Origin of the sequence: Azospirillum sp. HJ39 (genome assembly GCF_041507355.1) — a bacterium.
GTDB classification, from domain to species: Bacteria; Pseudomonadota; Alphaproteobacteria; order Azospirillales; family Azospirillaceae; genus Azospirillum; species Azospirillum thiophilum.
Genome location: NZ_CP167905.1, coordinates 175,990 through 194,476, shown reverse-complemented (window position 1 = coordinate 194,476; position 18,487 = coordinate 175,990). Strand labels below are relative to the sequence as shown.

17 protein-coding genes are annotated in these 18,487 nt (G+C 68.5%); 2 read left to right on the top strand and 15 right to left on the bottom strand.

What is annotated here, in order from left to right:
* Position 1 precedes the first annotated feature (1 nt).
* The 6 genes from tkt to ABMY26_RS01640 all read right to left on the bottom strand — a co-directional run bounded on the left by tkt (position 2) and on the right by ABMY26_RS01640 (position 7,121).
* Positions 2-2,035, bottom strand: coding sequence for a transketolase (gene tkt, locus ABMY26_RS01665; protein WP_372394738.1), 2,034 nt, complete (start codon positions 2,033-2,035; stop codon positions 2-4).
* Between the two features lie 177 nt (positions 2,036-2,212).
* On the bottom strand, positions 2,213-3,088 hold the full coding sequence (locus ABMY26_RS01660) for a phosphoribulokinase (protein WP_372394737.1): 876 nt from the start codon (positions 3,086-3,088) through the stop codon (positions 2,213-2,215).
* 13 nt (positions 3,089-3,101) lie between these two features.
* A complete protein-coding gene (locus ABMY26_RS01655) occupies positions 3,102-4,214 on the bottom strand; it encodes a class 1 fructose-bisphosphatase (RefSeq protein WP_372394736.1) in 1,113 nt (370 codons plus the stop codon).
* Between the two features lie 46 nt (positions 4,215-4,260).
* Entirely contained in the window at positions 4,261-5,181 is a 921-nt protein-coding gene (gene cbbX, locus ABMY26_RS01650) for a CbbX protein (RefSeq protein WP_372394735.1), read from the bottom strand.
* Positions 5,171-5,626: a ribulose bisphosphate carboxylase small subunit gene (locus tag ABMY26_RS01645; RefSeq protein ID WP_245636895.1), complete on the bottom strand. Its 456-nt coding sequence runs from the start codon at positions 5,624-5,626 to the stop codon at positions 5,171-5,173. The genes cbbX and ABMY26_RS01645 overlap by 11 nt, the downstream gene beginning before the upstream one ends.
* Positions 5,627-5,639: 13 nt before the next feature.
* Positions 5,640-7,121, bottom strand: a complete 1,482-nt coding sequence (locus ABMY26_RS01640; protein ID WP_045583128.1) for a form I ribulose bisphosphate carboxylase large subunit — start codon at positions 7,119-7,121, stop codon at positions 5,640-5,642.
* Between the two features lie 134 nt (positions 7,122-7,255).
* Here ABMY26_RS01640 and ABMY26_RS01635 point away from each other — a divergent pair, with 134 nt between their 5' ends.
* A complete protein-coding gene (locus tag ABMY26_RS01635; RefSeq protein ID WP_372394734.1) occupies positions 7,256-8,221 on the top strand; it encodes a LysR family transcriptional regulator in 966 nt (321 codons plus the stop codon).
* 61 nt (positions 8,222-8,282) lie between these two features.
* Here the strand turns inward: ABMY26_RS01635 and kduD are convergent, their stop codons facing one another.
* The 4 genes from kduD to ABMY26_RS01615 all read right to left on the bottom strand — a co-directional run bounded on the left by kduD (position 8,283) and on the right by ABMY26_RS01615 (position 12,295).
* Entirely contained in the window at positions 8,283-9,041 is a 759-nt protein-coding gene (kduD, locus tag ABMY26_RS01630; RefSeq protein ID WP_372394733.1) for a 2-dehydro-3-deoxy-D-gluconate 5-dehydrogenase KduD, read from the bottom strand.
* Between the two features lie 16 nt (positions 9,042-9,057).
* Positions 9,058-9,894 (bottom strand): 5-dehydro-4-deoxy-D-glucuronate isomerase, encoded by an 837-nt coding sequence (kduI, locus tag ABMY26_RS01625; RefSeq protein ID WP_372394732.1) that lies wholly within the window; start codon positions 9,892-9,894, stop codon positions 9,058-9,060.
* A 119-nt stretch (positions 9,895-10,013) separates the two neighbouring features.
* Positions 10,014-11,036, bottom strand: coding sequence for a 2-keto-3-deoxygluconate transporter (gene kdgT, locus ABMY26_RS01620; protein WP_372394731.1), 1,023 nt, complete (start codon positions 11,034-11,036; stop codon positions 10,014-10,016).
* 239 nt (positions 11,037-11,275) lie between these two features.
* Positions 11,276-12,295, bottom strand: a complete 1,020-nt coding sequence (locus tag ABMY26_RS01615) for an NAD(P)-dependent alcohol dehydrogenase (RefSeq protein ID WP_372394730.1) — start codon at positions 12,293-12,295, stop codon at positions 11,276-11,278.
* Between the two features lie 127 nt (positions 12,296-12,422).
* Between ABMY26_RS01615 and ABMY26_RS01610 the strand changes: the two genes are divergently transcribed.
* Positions 12,423-13,292 carry a LysR substrate-binding domain-containing protein gene (locus ABMY26_RS01610; RefSeq protein WP_372394729.1) on the top strand — a complete coding sequence of 290 codons (870 nt, stop codon included), beginning with the start codon at positions 12,423-12,425 and terminating at the stop codon, positions 13,290-13,292.
* Positions 13,293-13,329: 37 nt separating this feature from the next.
* On the opposite strand, the gene ABMY26_RS01605 is transcribed toward ABMY26_RS01610, so the two are convergent.
* The 5 genes from ABMY26_RS01605 to ABMY26_RS01585 form a co-directional block, all read right to left on the bottom strand.
* The gene (locus tag ABMY26_RS01605) at positions 13,330-14,169 is read right to left on the bottom strand and encodes an oxaloacetate decarboxylase (RefSeq protein WP_372394728.1); all 840 of its coding nucleotides are present in this window, start codon (positions 14,167-14,169) and stop codon (positions 13,330-13,332) included.
* Positions 14,170-14,309: 140 nt separating this feature from the next.
* On the bottom strand, positions 14,310-15,179 hold the full coding sequence (locus ABMY26_RS01600; RefSeq protein ID WP_372394727.1) for a tellurite resistance TerB family protein: 870 nt from the start codon (positions 15,177-15,179) through the stop codon (positions 14,310-14,312).
* Between the two features lie 175 nt (positions 15,180-15,354).
* Positions 15,355-16,557: an ABC transporter substrate-binding protein gene (locus tag ABMY26_RS01595; RefSeq protein ID WP_372394726.1), complete on the bottom strand. Its 1,203-nt coding sequence runs from the start codon at positions 16,555-16,557 to the stop codon at positions 15,355-15,357.
* 117 nt (positions 16,558-16,674) lie between these two features.
* Positions 16,675-17,469, bottom strand: a complete 795-nt coding sequence (locus ABMY26_RS01590; protein WP_372394725.1) for a 3-hydroxybutyrate dehydrogenase — start codon at positions 17,467-17,469, stop codon at positions 16,675-16,677.
* A gap of 32 nt (positions 17,470-17,501) precedes the next feature.
* Positions 17,502-18,440 carry a 3-keto-5-aminohexanoate cleavage protein gene (locus ABMY26_RS01585; protein ID WP_045583136.1) on the bottom strand — a complete coding sequence of 313 codons (939 nt, stop codon included), beginning with the start codon at positions 18,438-18,440 and terminating at the stop codon, positions 17,502-17,504.
* Between the last annotated feature and the right edge of the window lie 47 nt (positions 18,441-18,487).

Genomic DNA, 18,487 nt, shown 5'->3' with positions numbered 1-18,487 from the left:
GTCAGGTAGGGGAGCGGAGCCGTTGCGCGCGCTCCGCCACCGCCTCGGCGGTGATGCCGAAATGGCGGTAGAGATCGCCGGCCGGGGCGGACTCGCCGAAGCGGTCGAGGCCGACAACGTCGCCCTCCAGCCCGACATGGGCACGCCACAGGCCGGTGGCCCCGGCCTCCACCGCCAGCCGGGGAACGCCGTCGGGCAGCACGGCGCGGCGCCAGTCCGTATCCTGGCGCGCGAAGACCTCGCAGCAGGGCATGGAGACGACGCGGGCGGCGATGCCGCGGCCGGCGAGCAGGCGCCGGGCCTCGATGGCGATCTGCACCTCCGACCCGGTGGCGATCAGCACAAGACGGGGATCGCCGTCATCGGCCAGCACATAACCGCCGCGGGCCGCATCGCGGGCGCGGGTCGCACCGGACTGCGCCGGCAGGCCCTGGCGCGACAGCAGCAGGGCGGAGGGGCCGCCGGTCCGCTCCACCGCGGCACGCCACGCGACGGCGGTCTCCAGTGCGTCGCAGGGGCGCCAGACGTCGAGGTTGGGGATCAGCCGCAGGCTGGCCGCCTGTTCGACCGGCTGGTGGGTCGGGCCGTCCTCGCCCAGCCCGATGCCGTCATGGGTGAAGACGTGGATCACCCGCAGCCCCATCAGCGCCGACAGCCGCAGGCCGTTGCGGGCATAGTCGGAGAAGACCAGGAACGTGCCGCCGAAGGGAATGAGGCCGCCATGCAGCGCCATGCCGTTCATGAGCGCCGCCATGGCGAACTCCCGCACCCCGTAATGGAGATGGCGCCCGCCGCTTCCCGGCCAGTCGGTGAGGGTGGAGCCGGTCAGGTCGGCCGAGCCGCCGAGCAGTTCGGGCAGCAGGCCGGCCAGCGCCGCTATCGCCTGCTGCGACGCCTTGCGCGTCGCCATCGGCTCCGCCCGGTCGGCGACGGCCGCGATCCAGGCATCGGCCGCGGCGGCGAAGCCGTCCGGCAGGTCGCCGCGCAGGCGGCGCAGGAACTCGGCCGCAAGCTGCGGATGGGCGGCGGCATAGGCATCGAAGCCGGCCTGCCACTCGGCCTCGGCGGCGGCGCCGCGCCCGCGGGCGTCCCAGGCGGCGCGCACCTCCGGCGGCATGTCGAAGGGCGGCGCCGTCCAGCCGAGCGCGGCCCTGGTCGCCGCCACCTCGGCGGCGCCGAGCGGGGCGCCGTGCGCCTCGGGCGTCCCGGCCATGGCGGGGGAGCCGTGGCCGATCTCCGTCCGGCAGCAGACCAGGGTCGGCCGGCCGCAGGGCTCCAGCGCCCCGGCGATGGCGCCGTCCAGCGCGTGGATGTCGTGGCCGTCGACGCCGCGGATCACCCGCCAGCCATAGGCCTCGAACCGCCGCGGCGTGTCATCGGCGAACCAGCCGGAGACGGCGCCGTCGATGGAGATGCCGTTGTCGTCGTAGAACAGCACCAGCTTTTCCAGCCCGAGCGTGCCGGCCAGCGAACAGGCCTCGTGGCTGATCCCCTCCATCAGGCAACCGTCGCCGACGAAGCAGAAGGTCCGGTGATCGACGATCCGGTGCCCCGGCCGGTTGAACTCCGCCGCCAGCTGCCGTTCGGCCAGCGCCATGCCGACGGCGTTGGCGATCCCCTGCCCCAGCGGCCCGGTGGTCGTCTCCACCCCCGGCGTCAGCCCATGTTCGGGATGGCCGGGCGTGCGCGAGCCGAGTTGGCGGAAGCGGCGCAGCTCGTCCATCGGCAGGTCGTAGCCGGTGAGGTGCAGCAGGCCGTAGAGCAGCATGGAGCCGTGGCCGTTCGACAGCACGAAGCGGTCGCGGTCCGGCCAGGACGGGTTGGCCGGGTTGTGGCGCAGATGGCGCCGCCACAGCGCCTCGGCGATGTCGGCCATGCCCATCGGCATGCCGGGATGGCCGGACTTCGCCGCCTCCACCGCGTCGACGGCGAGCATGCGCAGCGCGTCGGCCAGCAGGCGGCGTCCGATGGGGCGGTTGGAGTCGGGGGTGGGGAGAGTGGCCGGCGGCGCGGCCGTGGTGACGGAGGCATCCATGGTCGGTGTCCTTCCCGGTGGGTTTTTTCCGGCGGTACAGGCGGGCTGAGGTGCGGCCGGTTTTCTTTTGAAGAGGAGGGGCGATGGGGCGGTGCTGCCCGATGCACGCGATTTCGGAACGCAGGCTTTCCCTCTCCCGGGGCGGGAGAGGGAGTGGTGGGAGGTCCTGCGCCCGGTTCAGAACGCCTTCTTCTTGCGGTCGGCGAGTTGCCAGATCATCGGGGTGAAGATCAGCTGCATCGCCAGCGCCATCTTGTCGCCGGGACAGACGATGGTGTTGGGCCGGGTCATGAAGCTTTCCTTCAGCATCGACAGCAGATAGGGGAAGTCGATGCCCTTGGGCCGGGCGAAGCGGATGACCAGCATGCTCTCGTCCGAGGTCGGGATGTCGCGGGCGATGAAGGGATTGCTGGTGTCCACCGTCGGCACCCGCTGGAAATTGACGTCGGTGCTGCTGAACTGCGGGCAGATGTATTTCACGTAATCGGGCATGCGCCGCAGAATGGTGTCGACGATCGCCTCCTCCGAATAGCCGCGCATGTTGCGGTCGCGGTGGATCTTCTGGATCCATTCCAGGTTGACGATGGGGACGACGCCGATCTTCAGGTCGGCATGGCGGGACAGGTCGACGCGCTCGGTCCGCACGCAGCCGTGCAGCCCCTCGTAGAACAGCAGGTCGGTGCCGGGCTCGATCTCCTCCCAGGGGGTGAAGGTGCCGGGCTCCTGGCCGTAGGGCTCGGCCTCCTTGGCGTCGTGCAGGTATTTGCGGGTCCGGCCGCCGCCGGTCTCGCCATAGCTGCGGAACAAATCGTCCAACTCCTCGAACAAATTGGCGTCGGGACCGAAATGGCTGAAGCTGGACTGGGGATCCGCCTGGGCCTCGGCGACCCTGGCGCGCATCTCCCGGCGGTCGTAGCGGTGGAAGCTGTCGCCCTCGACGATGGCGGCGGCGACGCCCTCGCGCCGGAAGATCTGCTGGAAGGTGCGGGTGACGGTGGTCGTCCCTGCCCCGGAGGAGCCGGTGACGACGATGATCGGATGACGGGCCGACATGGGGGCGGTCTCCTCAGCCGAGCGGGGCGGTTTCGGGCGCCAGGAACAGCGACCGGGTGCCGAACAGCGGCGATTTGAAGCTCAGATCCTCGCCGCGGTCGTAGGCGGCATGGTAGGCGACCAGCCGTTCCACCTCCGCCTTGGATCCGAGGATCACCGGCACCCGCTGGTGCAGGGCCAGCGGCTGGATGTCGAGGATGCGCTGCCGGCCGGTGCTGGCCGCGCCGCCCGCCTGCTCCACCAGCATGGCGATGGGGTTGGCCTCGTAGAGCAGGCGCAGGCGGCCCGGCTTGTGGGTCGGGCGGGCGTCGCGCGGATAGAGGAAGACGCCGCCGCGGATCAGGATGCGGTAGACCTCCGCCACCAGCGAGGCGATCCAGCGCATGTTGAAGTCGGCCTCGCGCGGGCCGGAACTGCCCTTGACGCACTCCTCGACATAGAAGCGCACCGGCGGCTCCCAGAAGCGGGCGTTGGAGCTGTTGATGGCGAACTCGCAGACATGGTCGGGGATGCGCATGTCGGGATTGGTCAGGGTGTAGGCGCCGATCTCGCGGTCGAGCGTGAAGCCGTGGACGCCGTCGCCGAGCGTGACGACGATCATGTCGGCCGGGCCGTAGAGGGCGAATCCGGCCGCCACCTGCTGGGTGCCGGGCTGGAGGAAATGTTCCACCTCCGGCTCCTCGATGCCGTCGGGAGCCCGCAGGATCGAGAAGATGGTGCCGACCGTCAGGTTGACGTCGACGTTGGACGAGCCGTCCAGCGGGTCGAAGGCCAGCAGGTAGCGGCCGCGCGGGTATTCGCGCGGGATGCGGTAGGGCTCGTCCATCTCCTCCGACGCCATGCCGCAGAGCTTGCCGCCATATTCGCAGGTGCGCAGCATGATCTCGTTGGCGATCAGGTCGAGCGGCTTCTGCGTCTCGCCATGGACGTTGACCCCCGGCTCGGGGACCGGGATGGCGGGCTGGCCGGCCGGCGGCTTCAGCGAGCCGCGCGCGGCGGCGCTGGCGATGAACTTGCAGGCGGTCTGCACGTCGTTGAGCAGGGCGGTCAGGTCGGTGTCCGGGCCGCCGCGGCGGCGCTGGTCCTCGATGATGAATTTGCTGAAGGTCGTTCGGCGGTGCGGCATCGGTTCCCCCTCTCTCGTCGTTTTGTGCGGCCGGATTCGTGCCGGCCTATTGCGTGAAGACGCGGCTTTTGCGGATGTCCTCCTCGGCGATGGTCTGAAGATCGGCGGCGGCGATGGCGGCCCCGCGCGCCTCGAACAGGCGGTTGGCCTGGCGCAGCCGGGCGCGGTCCAGCGCATTGCGGATCGAGCGGGCGTTGGCGAAGCGCGGCTGGGCCATGCGGCGGGCGATGTAGTCGGACATCGCCCGTTCGGCCTCCGGCGCCATGCGGTACTGCATGCCGGCCGCCATCAGCCGGGCGATCTCCAGCAGTTCCGCCGCCTCGTAATCCGGAAAGTCGACATGGTGGGCGATGCGCGACGCCATGCCGGGATTGGAGCGGAAGAACACCTCCATGCGGTCGCGGTAGCCGGCGAGGATCACCACGAGGTCGTCGCGGTTGTCCTCCATCACCTGGAGCAGGATTTCGATGGCCTCCTGGCCATAGTCGCGCTCGTTTTCCGGCCGGTAGAGGTAATAGGCCTCGTCGATGAACAGCACGCCGCCCATGGCGCGCTTCAGCACCTCCTTGGTCTTGGGCGCGGTGTGGCCGATATACTGGCCGACCAGATCGTCGCGGGTGACGCCGACCACATGGTCGCGGCGGATATAGCCGAGCCCGTGCAGCAGCCCGGCCATCCGGCGGGCGACGCTGGTCTTGCCGGTGCCGGGATTGCCGGTGAAGCACATGTGCAGCGACGGCGGCTCCGCCCTGAGGCCGATGCTGCGGCGGGCGCGCTCGACCAGCAGCAGGGCGGCGATCTCGCGGATGCGGGTCTTCACCGGGACCAGCCCGACCAGCTCGCGGTCCATCCCGGCCAGCAGGTCACCGATGCCGGACTGGCGGTAGAGCGCGTCGAGGTCGATGGAGGGTTCGGCGGTGTCAGGGGTGCGTTCGAGGAGGGCGGCGGTTCCGGGCTCAGCCGCCATGACCGGTCCCCGTACCATAGCGCTCCCCCGCCGGGCGGCCGGTGGCGTAGCTGCGCACCGTGTAGCCGATGCGCCGGCCCGGCCCCTCGGCGCGCAGCAGCTCGAAACCGGGCTCGACCGCCGGGCGGTTGACCAGGAAGGACATGCGCACCGTCTCGAACCCCTCCGAGCCGTCGAAGGCCAGCACCTTGACGTAGTGGTCGGGATGGGCGGTGCGGCAGGCGTCGATCTCCATCGTCACGCCCTTGGCGTCGCGCAGGTCGAACATCGGGTTGCCCCACATCGTCCAATAGCTGTTGCGCGGGTGCGGGTCGTCGGTGAACTCCACCGCCACCGCCCAACCCTGGTCGAGGGCATATTGGACCTGCGCGGTGATCTCGCCCACCGTCAGGTCGGGCAGGAAGGAGAACTGGCCCTGGGTAAGCCGCATGGGTGTCGATCGCATCGGGCTTGCTCCTTCACATCGCCGCGGTTGGGGTGGGGACGTAATCGACGCTGTCGGTCGAGGCATAGTCGAAGGTGACGTCCTTCCAGGTGTCGAGTGCGGCGCGCAGCGGGGCACACCAGCGGGCGGCGTCGCGCAGGATCTCCGGCCCCTCGTTCCAGATGTCGCGGCCCTCGTTGCGGGCCTTGACCATCACCTCCAGCGCGACGCGGTTGGCGACCGCCCCGGCCTGGATGCCGTCGGGATGGCCGATGGTGCCGCCGCCGAACTGGAGGACGACATCCTCGCCCAGATAGGTCAGCAGCTGGTGCATCTGCCCGGCATGGATGCCGCCGGACGCCACCGGCATCATCCGCTTCAGCCCGGCCCAGGGCTGGTCGAAGAAGATTCCGTGCTGGAGATTCTGCGGGACATGGGTCTCGCGGCAGGTGTCGTAGATGCCGCGGATGACGTTGGGGTCGCCCTCCAGCTTGCCGACGACGGTGCCGGCATGGATGTGGTCGACGCCGGCCATGCGCATCCATTTGGCGATGACGCGGAAGGAGACGCCATGGCTCTTCTGCCGGGTGTAGGTGGAATGGCCGGCACGGTGCAAATGCAGGATCATGTCGTTGCGCCGCGCCCATTTCGCCATCGACTGGATGGCGGTGTAGCCGATCACCAGATCGATCATGATGATGACGCTGCCGAGATCGCGAGCGAACTCGGCACGCTCGTACATGTCCTCCATGGTGGCGGCGGTGACGTTCAGGTAGGTGCCCTTGATCTCGCCGGTCTCGGCAATCGCGCGGTTCACCCCCTCCATGCAGTAGAGGAAGCGGTCGCGCCAATGCATGAAGGGCTGGGAATTGATGTTCTCGTCGTCCTTGGTGAAGTCGAGCCCGCCCTTCAGCGCCTCGTACACCACCCGGCCGTAGTTGCGGCCGGACAGCCCCAGCTTGGGCTTCATGGTGGCGCCGAGCAGCGGCCGGCCGAAGCTGTTCAGCCGCTCGCGCTCGACCACGATGCCGGTGGCCGGTCCCTGGAAGGTCTTCAGATAGGCGACCGGGATGCGCATGTCCTCCAGCCGCAGCCCCTTCAGCGGCTTGAAGCCGAAGACGTTGCCGATGATCGACGCGGTAAGGTTGGCGATCGAGCCCTCCTCGAACAGGTCGAGCTCGTAGGCGATGGAGGCGAAATACTGGCCGGGGGCGCCGGGCACCGGATCGACGCGGTAGGCCTTGGCGCGGTAGCGCTCGCAGTCGGTCAGCCGGTCGGTCCAGACCACGGTCCAGGTGGCGGTCGAGCTTTCGCCGGCCACCGCCGCCGCCGCCTCCTCCGGATCGACGCCGTCCTGCGGCGTGATGCGGAACAGGGCCAGGATGTCGGTGTCCTTCGGTTCGTAGTCGGGCTGCCAATAGCCCATCTGGCGGTATTTCAGCACGCCGGGCCGGTAGCGGGCCTTGGGATCGCTGACGACCGCCTCGCTGGGGGGAACCGTCGATACGTAGTTCATCGTCTTCACCTCGCCGGAGCCGTTCGGTTCGTTCCGGCAAATGCTAGACGCACGTACTATTGAGGAAAATTCAAATATACAGCAGATTATGGACAGGGATTCCTCGCCAATCGGGGCTGCGACGGAGGCTGCAGATGACCATCCACCACGCCACGCTGCGCCAGCTCCAGATCTTCACCGCCGCCGCCCGGAGCCTGTCCTTCGCCCGCGTCGCCGAGCGGTTCGGCCTGACTCCGGGCGCGGTCTCGTTCCAGATCAAGCAGGTGGAGGGGCATTGCGGCTTCCCGCTGTTCGAGCGGGTCGGCCGGGGCGTCGTGCTGACCGAGGCCGGGCGCGACCTGCTGGAACATGCGACGCTGATCCTCCAGGCGCTGGACAATGCCGACCGGCGGATGCTGGCGCTGAAGGGCGTCACCGGCGGCAACGTCACCATCGGGCTGGTCAGCACGGCCAAATACATCGCGCCGCACATGATCTCGCGCTTCCGCGAGGAACGGCCGGGTGTATCGATCCATCTGCGCGACGGCAACCGGCGCGAGGTGAACGCGATGGTCGCGAAGGGTGAGGTCGACCTCGCCATCATGGGCCGGCCGCTGGACGAGGATGAACTGCTGGGCGAGCCCTTCGCGCGGCATCCCAGCGTCATCATCTGCGCGCCCGGACATCCACTGGCCGGTGCTGCGGGGCTGCGGCTGTCCGACCTTGCGGACTGCGGCTTCATCGCGCGGGAGGAAGGGGCCGGGACGCGGGCGCTGACCGACGCCTATTTCCAGGGCCGCGGCTTCACCCCGCGCATCGTCATGACGTCGAGCAGCAACGAGACGATCAAGCAGGCGGTGATGGCCGGGATCGGCATCGCCCTGCTGTCGCGCCACACCGTGGACCTGGAGCTGGCGCTGGGGATGCTGTGCGAACTGACGGTGGAGGGGCTGCCGCTGATGCGGTCCTGGTACGTCGCCCACCGCCGCAGCCTGCCGCTGCTGCCGGTGCATGCGCAACTGCGCGCCTATCTGCTGGAGCGCGGGCAGGCGATCATCGACGGGCTGCACGCCAGCCATATGGCGCTGGCGGTGGCGGGAGGATCTAAAGCAATGCGATAGCAGCCGGCGACGAACACCCTCTCCCGCCCCGGGAGAGGGTGTTCGTCGCCGCTTCAAATGCTCAGCGGGCCAGCCAGCCGCCGTCGACCGGCAGGATGGTGCCGTGGATGTAGTCGGCGGCGTCGGAGGACAGGAACACCGCCGGGCCGCCGATGTCCGACGGCAGGCTCCAGCGCCCGGCCGGGATGCGGCCGAGGATCTCGGCGCTGCGGTTCTCGTCGGCGCGCAGTGCCGCGGTGTTGTTGGTGGCGACGTAGCCCGGCGCGATGGCGTTGACGTTGATGCCCTTCGACGCCCATTCGCAGGCCAGCAGCCTGGTGATGCCGGCGACGCCGCTCTTGGACGCGGTGTATGACGGCACGCGGATGCCGCCCTGGAAGGACAGCATCGAGGCGATGTTGACGATCTTGCCCTTGCGGCCCTGGCCGATGGCATAGCGGCCGAAGGCCTGGCAGAGGAAGAACACCGTCTTGATGTTGAGGTTCATCACCAGATCCCAGTCGGCTTCGCTGAAGTCGACGGCGTCGGCACGGCGGATGGTCCCGGCATTGTTGACCAGGATGTCGAGCTGGCCGAGCGTGCCCACCGTCTCCTCGACGAGGCCCGCCACCGGGGCGATGCTGGTCAGGTCGGCGTGGATGGCGTGGAACCGGCGGCCGGTCGCCTCGACGAGGGACTTGGTCTCGTCGAGCGACACGACGTCGACGGCGGCGATGTCGGCGCCGGCAGTGGCCAGCGCCACGGCGATGCCCTGGCCGATGCCGGTGTTGGCGCCGGTGACCAGCGCCACCTTGCCGGTCAGGTCGAATGAAATGCTCATGATCCGCGTCTCCGGTTCAGCGCATGTCGGCCAGGGCGACCTGGTCCATGTCGTCGAAGGTCTGGTTGTCGCCGCCCATCGCCCAGATGAACGAATAGTTGTGGGTGCCGACGCCGCAATGGATCGACCAGGAGGGCGAGATCACCGCCTGCTCGTTGGCGACCATGATGTGGCGGGTCTCGGTCGGCTCGCCCATGACGTGGAACAGCCGCGCGCTCTCCGGCAGGTCGAAGTAGAAATAGACCTCGCAGCGCCGCTCGTGGGTGTGGCAGGGCATGCTGTTCCACATGTTGCCGTTTTCCAGCATGGTCAGCCCCATGACCAGCTGCGCGGTGCGCACCACGTCGGGGTGGATCATCTGGTAGAGGGTCCGCTTGTTGCCGGTCGCCGTCTCGCCGAGATTGCGGGTCTTGGCCTGGGCAGCCGAGATCTTCATCGTCTCGAACCGGGCATGGGCGGGGGTGCTGACCAGATAGAATTTGGCCGGGTTGGCAGGGTCCAGGCTCTCGAAGCGGACGTCGACGCTGCCCATGGCGACATAGAGCGCGTCGCGGGTGTCGAGGTCGTAGACCGTGCCGTCGACGGTGACGCGACCGGCGCCGCCGACGTTGAACAGGCCGAGCTCGCGCCGCTCCAGGAACGTGTCGCTGCCGATCTCCTTGGCCGACACCAGGGCGAGCGGGGCGGACACCGGCATGGCGCCGCCGGCGACGACGCGGTCGACATGGCTGTAGGTCAGGACGATGTCGTCGGGCTGGAAGATCGATTCGATCAGGAAGCGGTCGCGCAGCGTCTGGGTGTCGTAGCCGCGCGCGTCGGCCGGATGGGTGTCGTAGCGGGTGGAGATTTTCATGGCGGCGGTCCTCGTGGGACAGGCGGCGCGGCTGGCGCGGGCGCCCGGTTGAAATCGGGCCGGCCCCGGCCTCCCTCGCGTGGGAGGGTGCCGGGGCCGGGATGCTTGTCACTCGGCCTTCATTCGGCGGCGACGGCCTGGGTGGGAACCGGGTTGCCGGCCTTGGCGGCCTCGGCGGCCAGGTAGCGGGGCGACAGCACGCCGAAGCGGCGGGCCCACCAGGCGGTCAGCGGCGGGGTCAGCAAGGCGGTGACGACGACGCTGGTGGCGACAAGGGCGGTGGCGGCCGGGGCACTCGGGGCGAAGGACGGCTCGATCGAGGCGATGATCGGCGGGACGGTGACGGCGGCCCCGGCGGTGGAGGCGGCGCCGATGCCGGCGGTGCCGTTGCCCTTGGCGAGGAAGATGTCGGCCAGGACCAGCGTGGTGCCGGTGACGATGATGACGCCGACGCCGAGCACGATGCCGAGCAGGCCGGTGTTCAGGATCGTGGTGAAGTTCAGGTTGTTGCCGAGTGCGAAGGCGAAGAAGGGAACCATGACCCCGACGCCCTGGGTGAAGAAGGCACGCAGATCCTTGTCGAGGTTGCCGAGCGCGAAGCCGATGACGAAGGGCAGCAGCGCACCGACCATGGTCTGCCACGGGAAGACGGCCAGACCGGCGATGCCCAGCGTGACCATGGTCATGAAGGGGCCGGATTCCAGGCACATCAGGCAGAAGGCGCCGGCCTCCTCCTTGGTGCCGTACTGCTGCATCAGCGCCATGTACATGCCGCCGTTGGTGTCGTTCATCGCGGCGATGATCGCCAGCACCGACAGGCCGGTGAGGAAGCCCGAGGTGATGCCCTCGGTCGGGATGAACCAGGAGGCGACGACGCCCGCCAGCGCGGCGGTGATGATCTTGACCGAGACCAGGACGCCGCTCTTGCGCAGCACCAGCGGGGTGGCCTTCAGGCTGATGCTGGCGCCGATGCAGAAGAACCAGACCGACAGGATCGGCAGCGTGCCGGTGATCAGCCCGTTGGTGAAGGACCCGAAGAACTTGCCGGTGGTGGGTGCGAAGGTGTTGAGGCACGCCCCGAGGAACAGGGGAACGATCATCATCCCGCCGGGGATGCGGTCGATGCGCTTCTTGATGTTCATGGCGCTGGGCTCCTGAATTGCCCGCTCTGGGCTGGTCCGCCTTGGACCGATCCGCCGGGAGCGTGCGGCCGGTTCGCCGCTGGTGGCTTGGTGTGTACTAGTATACTAGTACACAGCGCTGCGACCGCCTTTGACCTGGATCAATCGGGATGCGGATTCCGGAGGCGGGGCTTGCGGGATGAGATCCGGCGGGGCAGCAGGCGCCGGACCTCATCCCGCAAGCCGGGCCGCGGCGCAGTCTATGGCATGACGTCGATGACGATCTTGCCGAACGGTCCCCGGTCCAGACGGTCGAACGCGGCAGGAAGGTCGGCGAGCGGATAGCGGGAGTCGACGACCGGCTTGATGCCCGTTCGATCGACCGCACGGACCAGCCGCTCCAGAGCCCTTCTGCTGCCGGTTCCGATCCCATGGATCGTGATGTCCTTGAGCATCAGGGGCATTGCGGGTGCCTGGATGTCCCAGCCGTCGAGCGCACCGATCTGACAGACACGGCCACCCACCGCCGTGACCTGCACGGACCGGCCGAGATGCTTGCCGCCGATGACCTCCAGCACGATATCCGCGCCGCGCTCCGAGGTGAGCGTGTAGACGGCTTCCGCCCAGTCGCTGCCGGCGTCGATGAAATGATCCGCGCCGAGCGCCTTCGCGCGTGCCTCGTATTCAGGCTGGCCGCAGACGATCACCCTGGCACCGTTGGCCTTGGCGATCTGCAGTCCGAAAAGCGCGACCCCGCCCGTGCTGGGGATCAGCACCGTGTCGCCCGCCTGTACCCCGGCCCGCTCGACAAGCGCAAACCAGGCCGTGAGGCCGGCGACCGGAAGCGTGCAGGCCTGCCAGGGCTCGAGCGTTTCCGGCGACGGGGCGAACCACTCCTCCGGCATGGCGACATACTCGGCAAGCACACCCGGATAAAAGCCGCCCAGGGTTTGATAGGCAGGCGTGCGGGCGGTACCGGCACGCAACCCGTCGATCCAGTCCGGGGTCGGCGTGGAGATGACCTTCATGCCCAATCCGAAGCGGCTTGCGCCTTCGCCGAGCGCCACCACTTCGCCGGCAAGGTCGGAGCCGGGCGTGAAAGGGAATGTCAGCGGCAGCCCGCGGCCGGTCTCGACGACCATCTTGTCGCGATAGTTCAGAGCCACCGCATTGACCCTTACCAGAACCTCCCGCAGGCCGGGCCGGGGGATCCCGACATCGTTCAGCCTGAGGCTCTGCTTGCCTATCGCATCGATTTCCCAGCGTTTCATCGTCGTCATTTGCAGCTCCATCCCCTGCGTGTCATCGGGAGGACTATGCAGCTCGCGATTATGCCTGTATATGGTACCTATCCGGCATGAAGTATTGCATTGGACCGCCATAATGAATGGAACGGAATTCACGCAGTTGAAGGCATTCGTCACCGTCTGCGAGGAGCGGGCGTTCGGGCGCGCTGCCAGGCGGCTCGCGATGTCCCCGTCCGCGCTGAGCCGCACAGTCCGATCCCTTGAAAGCCGCCTCGGCGTGCGCCTTCTCAACCGGACAACCCGGAGTGTCGGACTGACGGAAGCGGGGCGTGTTCTCTACGATCGCATCACGCCGATGATGACGGGCATGGACGAGGCCGTTCTGGCGGTCGGAGCCTATCAGGAAACGCCAAAAGGCGTGGTGCGGGTCAACCTGCCGAGCATCGCGGCACGGATCGCCATCCTGCCCAGACTGGCGCGGTTCCGATCCACCTACCCGGAGATCCGCCTGGATCTGGCGATCGACAACGACATTACGGATGTGGTTGCGCAGGGCTTCGATGCCGGTGTCCGCATCGGCGGTCAAATCAGTCGCGATATGGTCGCGGTTCGCATCACGCCCGATCTTCGGATGGCCGTTGTCGGCTCCCCGTCCTATTTCGCCGGCCGGCGGCGGCCCGAAATCCTGGCCGATCTGAAAGACCACATGTGCCTTACCTACAAATGGAAAGATACCGGAGTTCTGTACCCATGGCGGTTCGCCGACGTCGATGGTGCGATCGATATCGATGTCGAGAATGTGCTGACTGCCAATGATACGGATCTTCTTTTGGCGGCAGCGTGCGAAGGGCTTGGGCTGGCCTACCTGATTGAAGATTTCGTAATGCCGTTCCTTGAAAATGGAAAACTTGTCCGGGTATTGGAACCCTTGTGCAGAGTTTTCCCGGGTTTTCATCTCTACTACTCGGAACGGACGCACATGCCTGCATCCGTAAGGGCTTTTATCGACTTCATGAGGGTTTCAGCCTGAAGGCCGCTTCCGCGGACCGGAGCGATGTCCGCCCCGCTCAACCGGGACTCCGGCCGTGCGTCCGGAAGAACCCGTTGAGGGCGTCGAACGGCTCGGCCTCGGCAAGGGCGTCGAAACGTCCGTGGTCGGCCAGCATCCGCGCCGCCCGCAGGAAACCGCCCCACGCCGCGCGGCTGAGTGCGCTGCCAAGGCTGATCCGCCGCACGCCCAATCCGGCGATCTGCTCCACCGTCAGGCCGATCGGCGCGGAGACCAGCAGGTTGAGCGGCTTGGGCCCCACCGCAGCGACCGCCGCCTCGATGATGTCCGGCGTGCGCAGGCCCGGCGCGTAGAGGACGTCGGCGCCCGCCGCCGCATAGGCCGGCAGCCGGCGCATCACCTCCTCGACGGCCGCCGGGTGATCGACCAGCAGGGCTTCGCAGCGGGCGGTCAGCAGGACGCCGGTGCCGCGCAGCGCCTCCGCCGCCGCGGCGATGCGCTCGACGGCGTGAGTGAAATCATACAGCGGCTTCGATGGATCGCCGGTGGCATCCTCCACCGACAGGCCGGCGACGCCGGTGTCGGCGCAGAGCCGCACATTGCGGGCCAGCCCGTCGAGGTCATGGGCATAGCCGGATTCGAAATCGGCGTTCACCGGCAGAGCGGTCGCCCGGACGATGTCGGCGATGTGGGACAGCATGTCCGCGCACGGCACCGCCCAATCGGCATCGGGAAGCCCGCGCGAGAAGGCGAACCCCGCCGAGGTGGTGGCCAGGGCGCGGAAGCCGAGATTTTCCAGCATCAGCGCGCTGCCGGCATCCCACGGGTTGGGGATGACGAAGCAGCCGTCCCGGTGGAGGTCGGAGAACACGGCGCGGGCTTGGCAGCGGTCGGCCATCACGGTCTCTTTTGCTGGAAGGGCGGCGCGGTCGCGGCCGGCCGATCCTCCCACGCTACGGCAGTGCGCCCGCGCAGTCCATCGGCCGACGGCGCGGGCACCGGGCGGGGCCGGTCAGACCATCGACCGGGCCGGGCCGGTCAGACCATCGAATCGATCTCGCGGCGGCGGTCCTCGGACAGGCCGAGCCGGGAGGCGAGATAGGCAAGATACTGTCGGTCGACCTCGCTGCCGCCGCGCACCGCAAGTTCGGAGGCCAGATAGACCTGTTCGGCCGTCTCGGGGTCGTGGACGTCGCGGACGATCTCGTCAAGCGGCCGCGGCGCCCGCAGTTCGGCCTCGACGATGCGGCGGTCCTCCGGCTCGGCCTGGGCAGCGTCGAGGCTGTCGAGAATCCGCCGCTGCTCGTCGGGCGAGATGCGGCCGTCGGCATTGGCCGCCGCGATCATGGCGCGGATCAGCAGCAGCGCCTTGGCATCGCCGAGATCCGGTTCCGGCGGGCCGCCGCGCAGCACGCCTGCCAGACGGTCGCCGAGGCCGCCGCCGCCGGCCTTCCCTGCCGCTCCGCCCAATATGCCGCCCAGCGCGCCGCCCACCGTGCCGCCCATTTTGCCTCCCCCTGCACCGCCGCCCAGCGCACCCCCCAGCGCACCGCCGAGACCCAGCCGGTCGAGGATGCCCCCCAGCGGCCCGCCCGCCGACGGAGCCGGAGCCGGTCCCGATGGCTGCCCCAATGGGCGATGGCCCGGAGCGGCCGGCGTCCGGCTGTCCTGGTAGGCCCGGTAGGCGAGATAGGCGAGCGAGGCGAGGCCCGCCTTCTGCAGCAGCCCCGAGCCGCCGGCCGCGGCATGGGGCATGCCATAGCCGTGGCCATACTGGCCCTTCATCTTCTTCCTGCCCTTCTTGCCGAGGAGCAGGGGCATCGCGGCGGCGAAGGCCGGCCCCCGGCCGGTGTGGCCGCCGAGCCCATTGGCCATGATGACGCCGAGGACTTTGCTGAGGTTGCTCATCGTTCCCTTCCCTGCCGGCTGCGGATGACACATCCCGGCCGCGGCGGTGTGGCGCGGACGGGAGCCGTAGAGATGGGGACGGCCGCGGCCATTGAAACCGGTGCCCCCCCGCAAGAGCAGAGGCAGGAAAGCCGGGGCCGCCGTTGGGGCGGCACCGGGTGTCACGTCCAGAGCGTCACTTGACCAGCGGGCAGCCGCTGGCCTTCGGGTCGATGTAGGCCTGCGCGGCGGGAACCGTCTTGACGATCTTGAAATAGTCCCAGGCATACTTGGATTCGGCCGGCGTCTTCACCTGGGCCAGATACATGTCGTTGAAGATCCGGCCGTTGGCGGCGATCTTCGCATCCTTCATCATCATGTCGGTGATCGGCATGGACCGCATCTTGGCCGCCACCTTGTCGGTATCGTCGGTGCCGGCCTCCTTGACCGCCTGCAGGTAATGCCGGACCGCCGAATAGACGCCGGCCTGGTTCATCGACGGCTTGCGCCCGGTGCGCTCCTCGAACTTCTTCGACCAGGCGCGGGTTTCGTCGTTCATGTCCCAGTAGAAGGAGTTGGCGAACATCAGGCTCTGCGCGGTCTCCAGCCCGAGCGCATGGATGTCGTTGACGTTCAGCAGCAGGCCGGCAAGCGTCTGGCCGCCCTGGGGAATGCCGAACTCGGCCGCCTGCTTGACGCCATTGATGGTGTCGCCGCCGGCATTGGCGAAGGCCACCACCTCGGCGCCCGACGCCTGCGCCTGCAGCAGGTAGGAGGAGAAGTCGGACGCGCCCAGCGGATGGCGCACGCTGCCCTTGACGGTGCCGCCGAGCTGCTTGACCGTGTTGACCGCCTCGGCTTCCAGCGAATGGCCGAAGGCATAGTCGGCGGTGATGAAGAACCAGCTCTTGCGGCCCTGCTCGACCAGCGCGCGGGCGGTGGCGGACGCCACGGAATGGTTGTCCCAGGTCCACTGGAAGCCGTAGGGGCTGCATTCCTTGCCGGTCAGGTCGGTCGAGCCGGGGCCGGACATCAGGAAGAGGCGCTTCTTGTCCCGCGTGATCGCCTGCACCGCCAGCGCGGCGGCCGAGTTCGGCACGTCGCCGACGACGTCGACCTTCTCGGTGTCGATCCACTGGCGGGCCAGGTTGGCGGCGATGTCCGCCTTGTTCTGGTGGTCGCCGACGATGATCTCGACCTTGGTGCCGTTGACGGCATTGCCGAATTCCTCGGCCGCCATGCGGGCGGCGATCGCCGACCCCTCGCCGTTGATGTCGGCATAGATGCCGGAGCGGTCGGACAGCATGCCGATCTTGATGACGTTGTCGGACATCTGGGCCTGGGCGGTGCCGGAGGCCAGGGCGGCCAGGGCGGCGCCGGCGAGAAGCAGTGTGCGCATGGTTCGCTCCCTAAGTGGACGGTTCTTGGTGTTTGGGACGCCCGCCCCCCGGCCCGGAGGATCGGGGGGCGGATGCCAGTGGGTGGATGCCAGTGGATGGATGCCAGTGGCCCGGTATCAGTGCGTGGTATAGCCGCCATCGACCGGAAGGACCGTTCCGGTGATCGAGCCTGCGGCGTCGGAGCACAGGAAGGCGATGGCGGAGGCGACCTCCTCCGGGGCGATCAGCCGGCCGGTCGGCATCTTCTCCAGGAACACCGCCTGCAGCACCCGGTCCTCCGGCAATCCGGTGACCTGCGCCTGCTGGGCGATCTGCCGCTCGATGATCGGGGTCAGCACCGTGCCGGGGCAGACCGCGTTGCAGGTGATGCCGTGGGGCGCGACCTCGATCGACACCGACTTGGTCAGGCCGATGATGCCGTGCTTGGCGGCGACATAGGCCGGCTTGTGCGGCGCCCCGACCATGCCCAGCACCGACGAGGTGTTGACGATGCGCCCCCAGCGCCGCTCCCGCATCGACGGCAGCGCCGCCTTGATGGTGTGGAAGGCGGCGCTGAGGTTGACCGCCAGCAGCAGATCCCACTTGTCGTCGGGGAATTCGTCCAGCGCGGCGACATGCTGGATGCCGGCATTGTTCACCAGGATGTCGACCGGCCCCAGCAGGCGGGCGGCCTCGGCCATCATGGCGCGGGCCTCCTCCGGCCGGCTGAGGTCGGCGGCGGAATAGACGATCCGGCTGCCGCTGCGCTCGGCGATCTCGGCGCAGTTGCGGTCGATCTCCGCGCGGTCGCCGAAGCCGTTGACCATCACGTCGCAGCCCCGGCCGGCAAGCTCGCGCACCGTCGCCAGACCGATGCCGCTGGTGGAGCCGGTGACGACAGCGATTCTGACGGCGGCAATTCTGTTCTGCATGTCTGTTCGTTCCTCGGTCGGATGGTATCGCGTCAGAACGCCACCTGGTCGGCGCCCTTGAGATCGAGCATGGCGCGCGCCTCCTCGGGCGTGGCGACCTCCAGCGACAGCTCCTCCAGGATGCGGCGGATCTTCGCCACCTGCTCGGCGCTGTTGCGGGCGAGCCGGCCCTTGGCGAGATAGAGGCTGTCTTCCAGCCCGACGCGGACGTTGCCGCCCATCACCGCCGCCATGGTGGTGAAGGGGATCTGGTGGCGGCCGGCGGCCAGCACCGACCATTCGTAATCCTTGCCGAACAGCCGGTCGGCGGTCTCGCGCATGAAGACGAGGTTGCGTTCCTCCGCGCCGATGCCGCCGAGGATGCCGAAGATGGTCTGGATGAACAGCGGCGTCTTCACCAGCCCGCGGTCGAGGAAATGCGCGAGGTTGTAGAGGTGCCCGACGTCGTAGCACTCGAACTCGAACCGCGTGCCGCAGCCCTCGCCGAGATGCTCCAGGATGTAGGCGATGTCGCGGAAGGTGTTGCGGAAGATGAAGTCGTCGGTGCTGCGCAGATAGGGCTCCTCCCAGTCGTGCTTCCAGTCCTTGTAGCGGTCGGCCAGCGGGAAGATGCCGAAATTCATCGACCCCATGTTGAGCGAGCACATCTCCGGCTTGGCCAGCAGCGGGGCGGCGAGCCGCTCCTGCACCGTCATGTTCAGCGAGCCGCCGGTGGTGATGTTCAGCACCGCGTCGGTGGACTGCTTCAGCCGCGGCAGGAACTGCATGAACACCGACGGATCGGGAGTCGGCTGCCCGGTGCGGGGATCGCGGGCGTGCAGGTGCAGGATCGCCGCGCCGGCCTCCGCCGCGCCGACGCCCTGTTCGACGATCTCGTCCGGCGTGACCGGCAGGGCATCCGACATGGTGGGGGTGTGGATCGATCCGGTCAGCGCGCAGCTGATGATGACCTTCTTCTTCGATGCGGCCATGGAAGGCCCTCCTGTGCGGGTCCGGCCGGGAAGGCTGCGGACGGTGA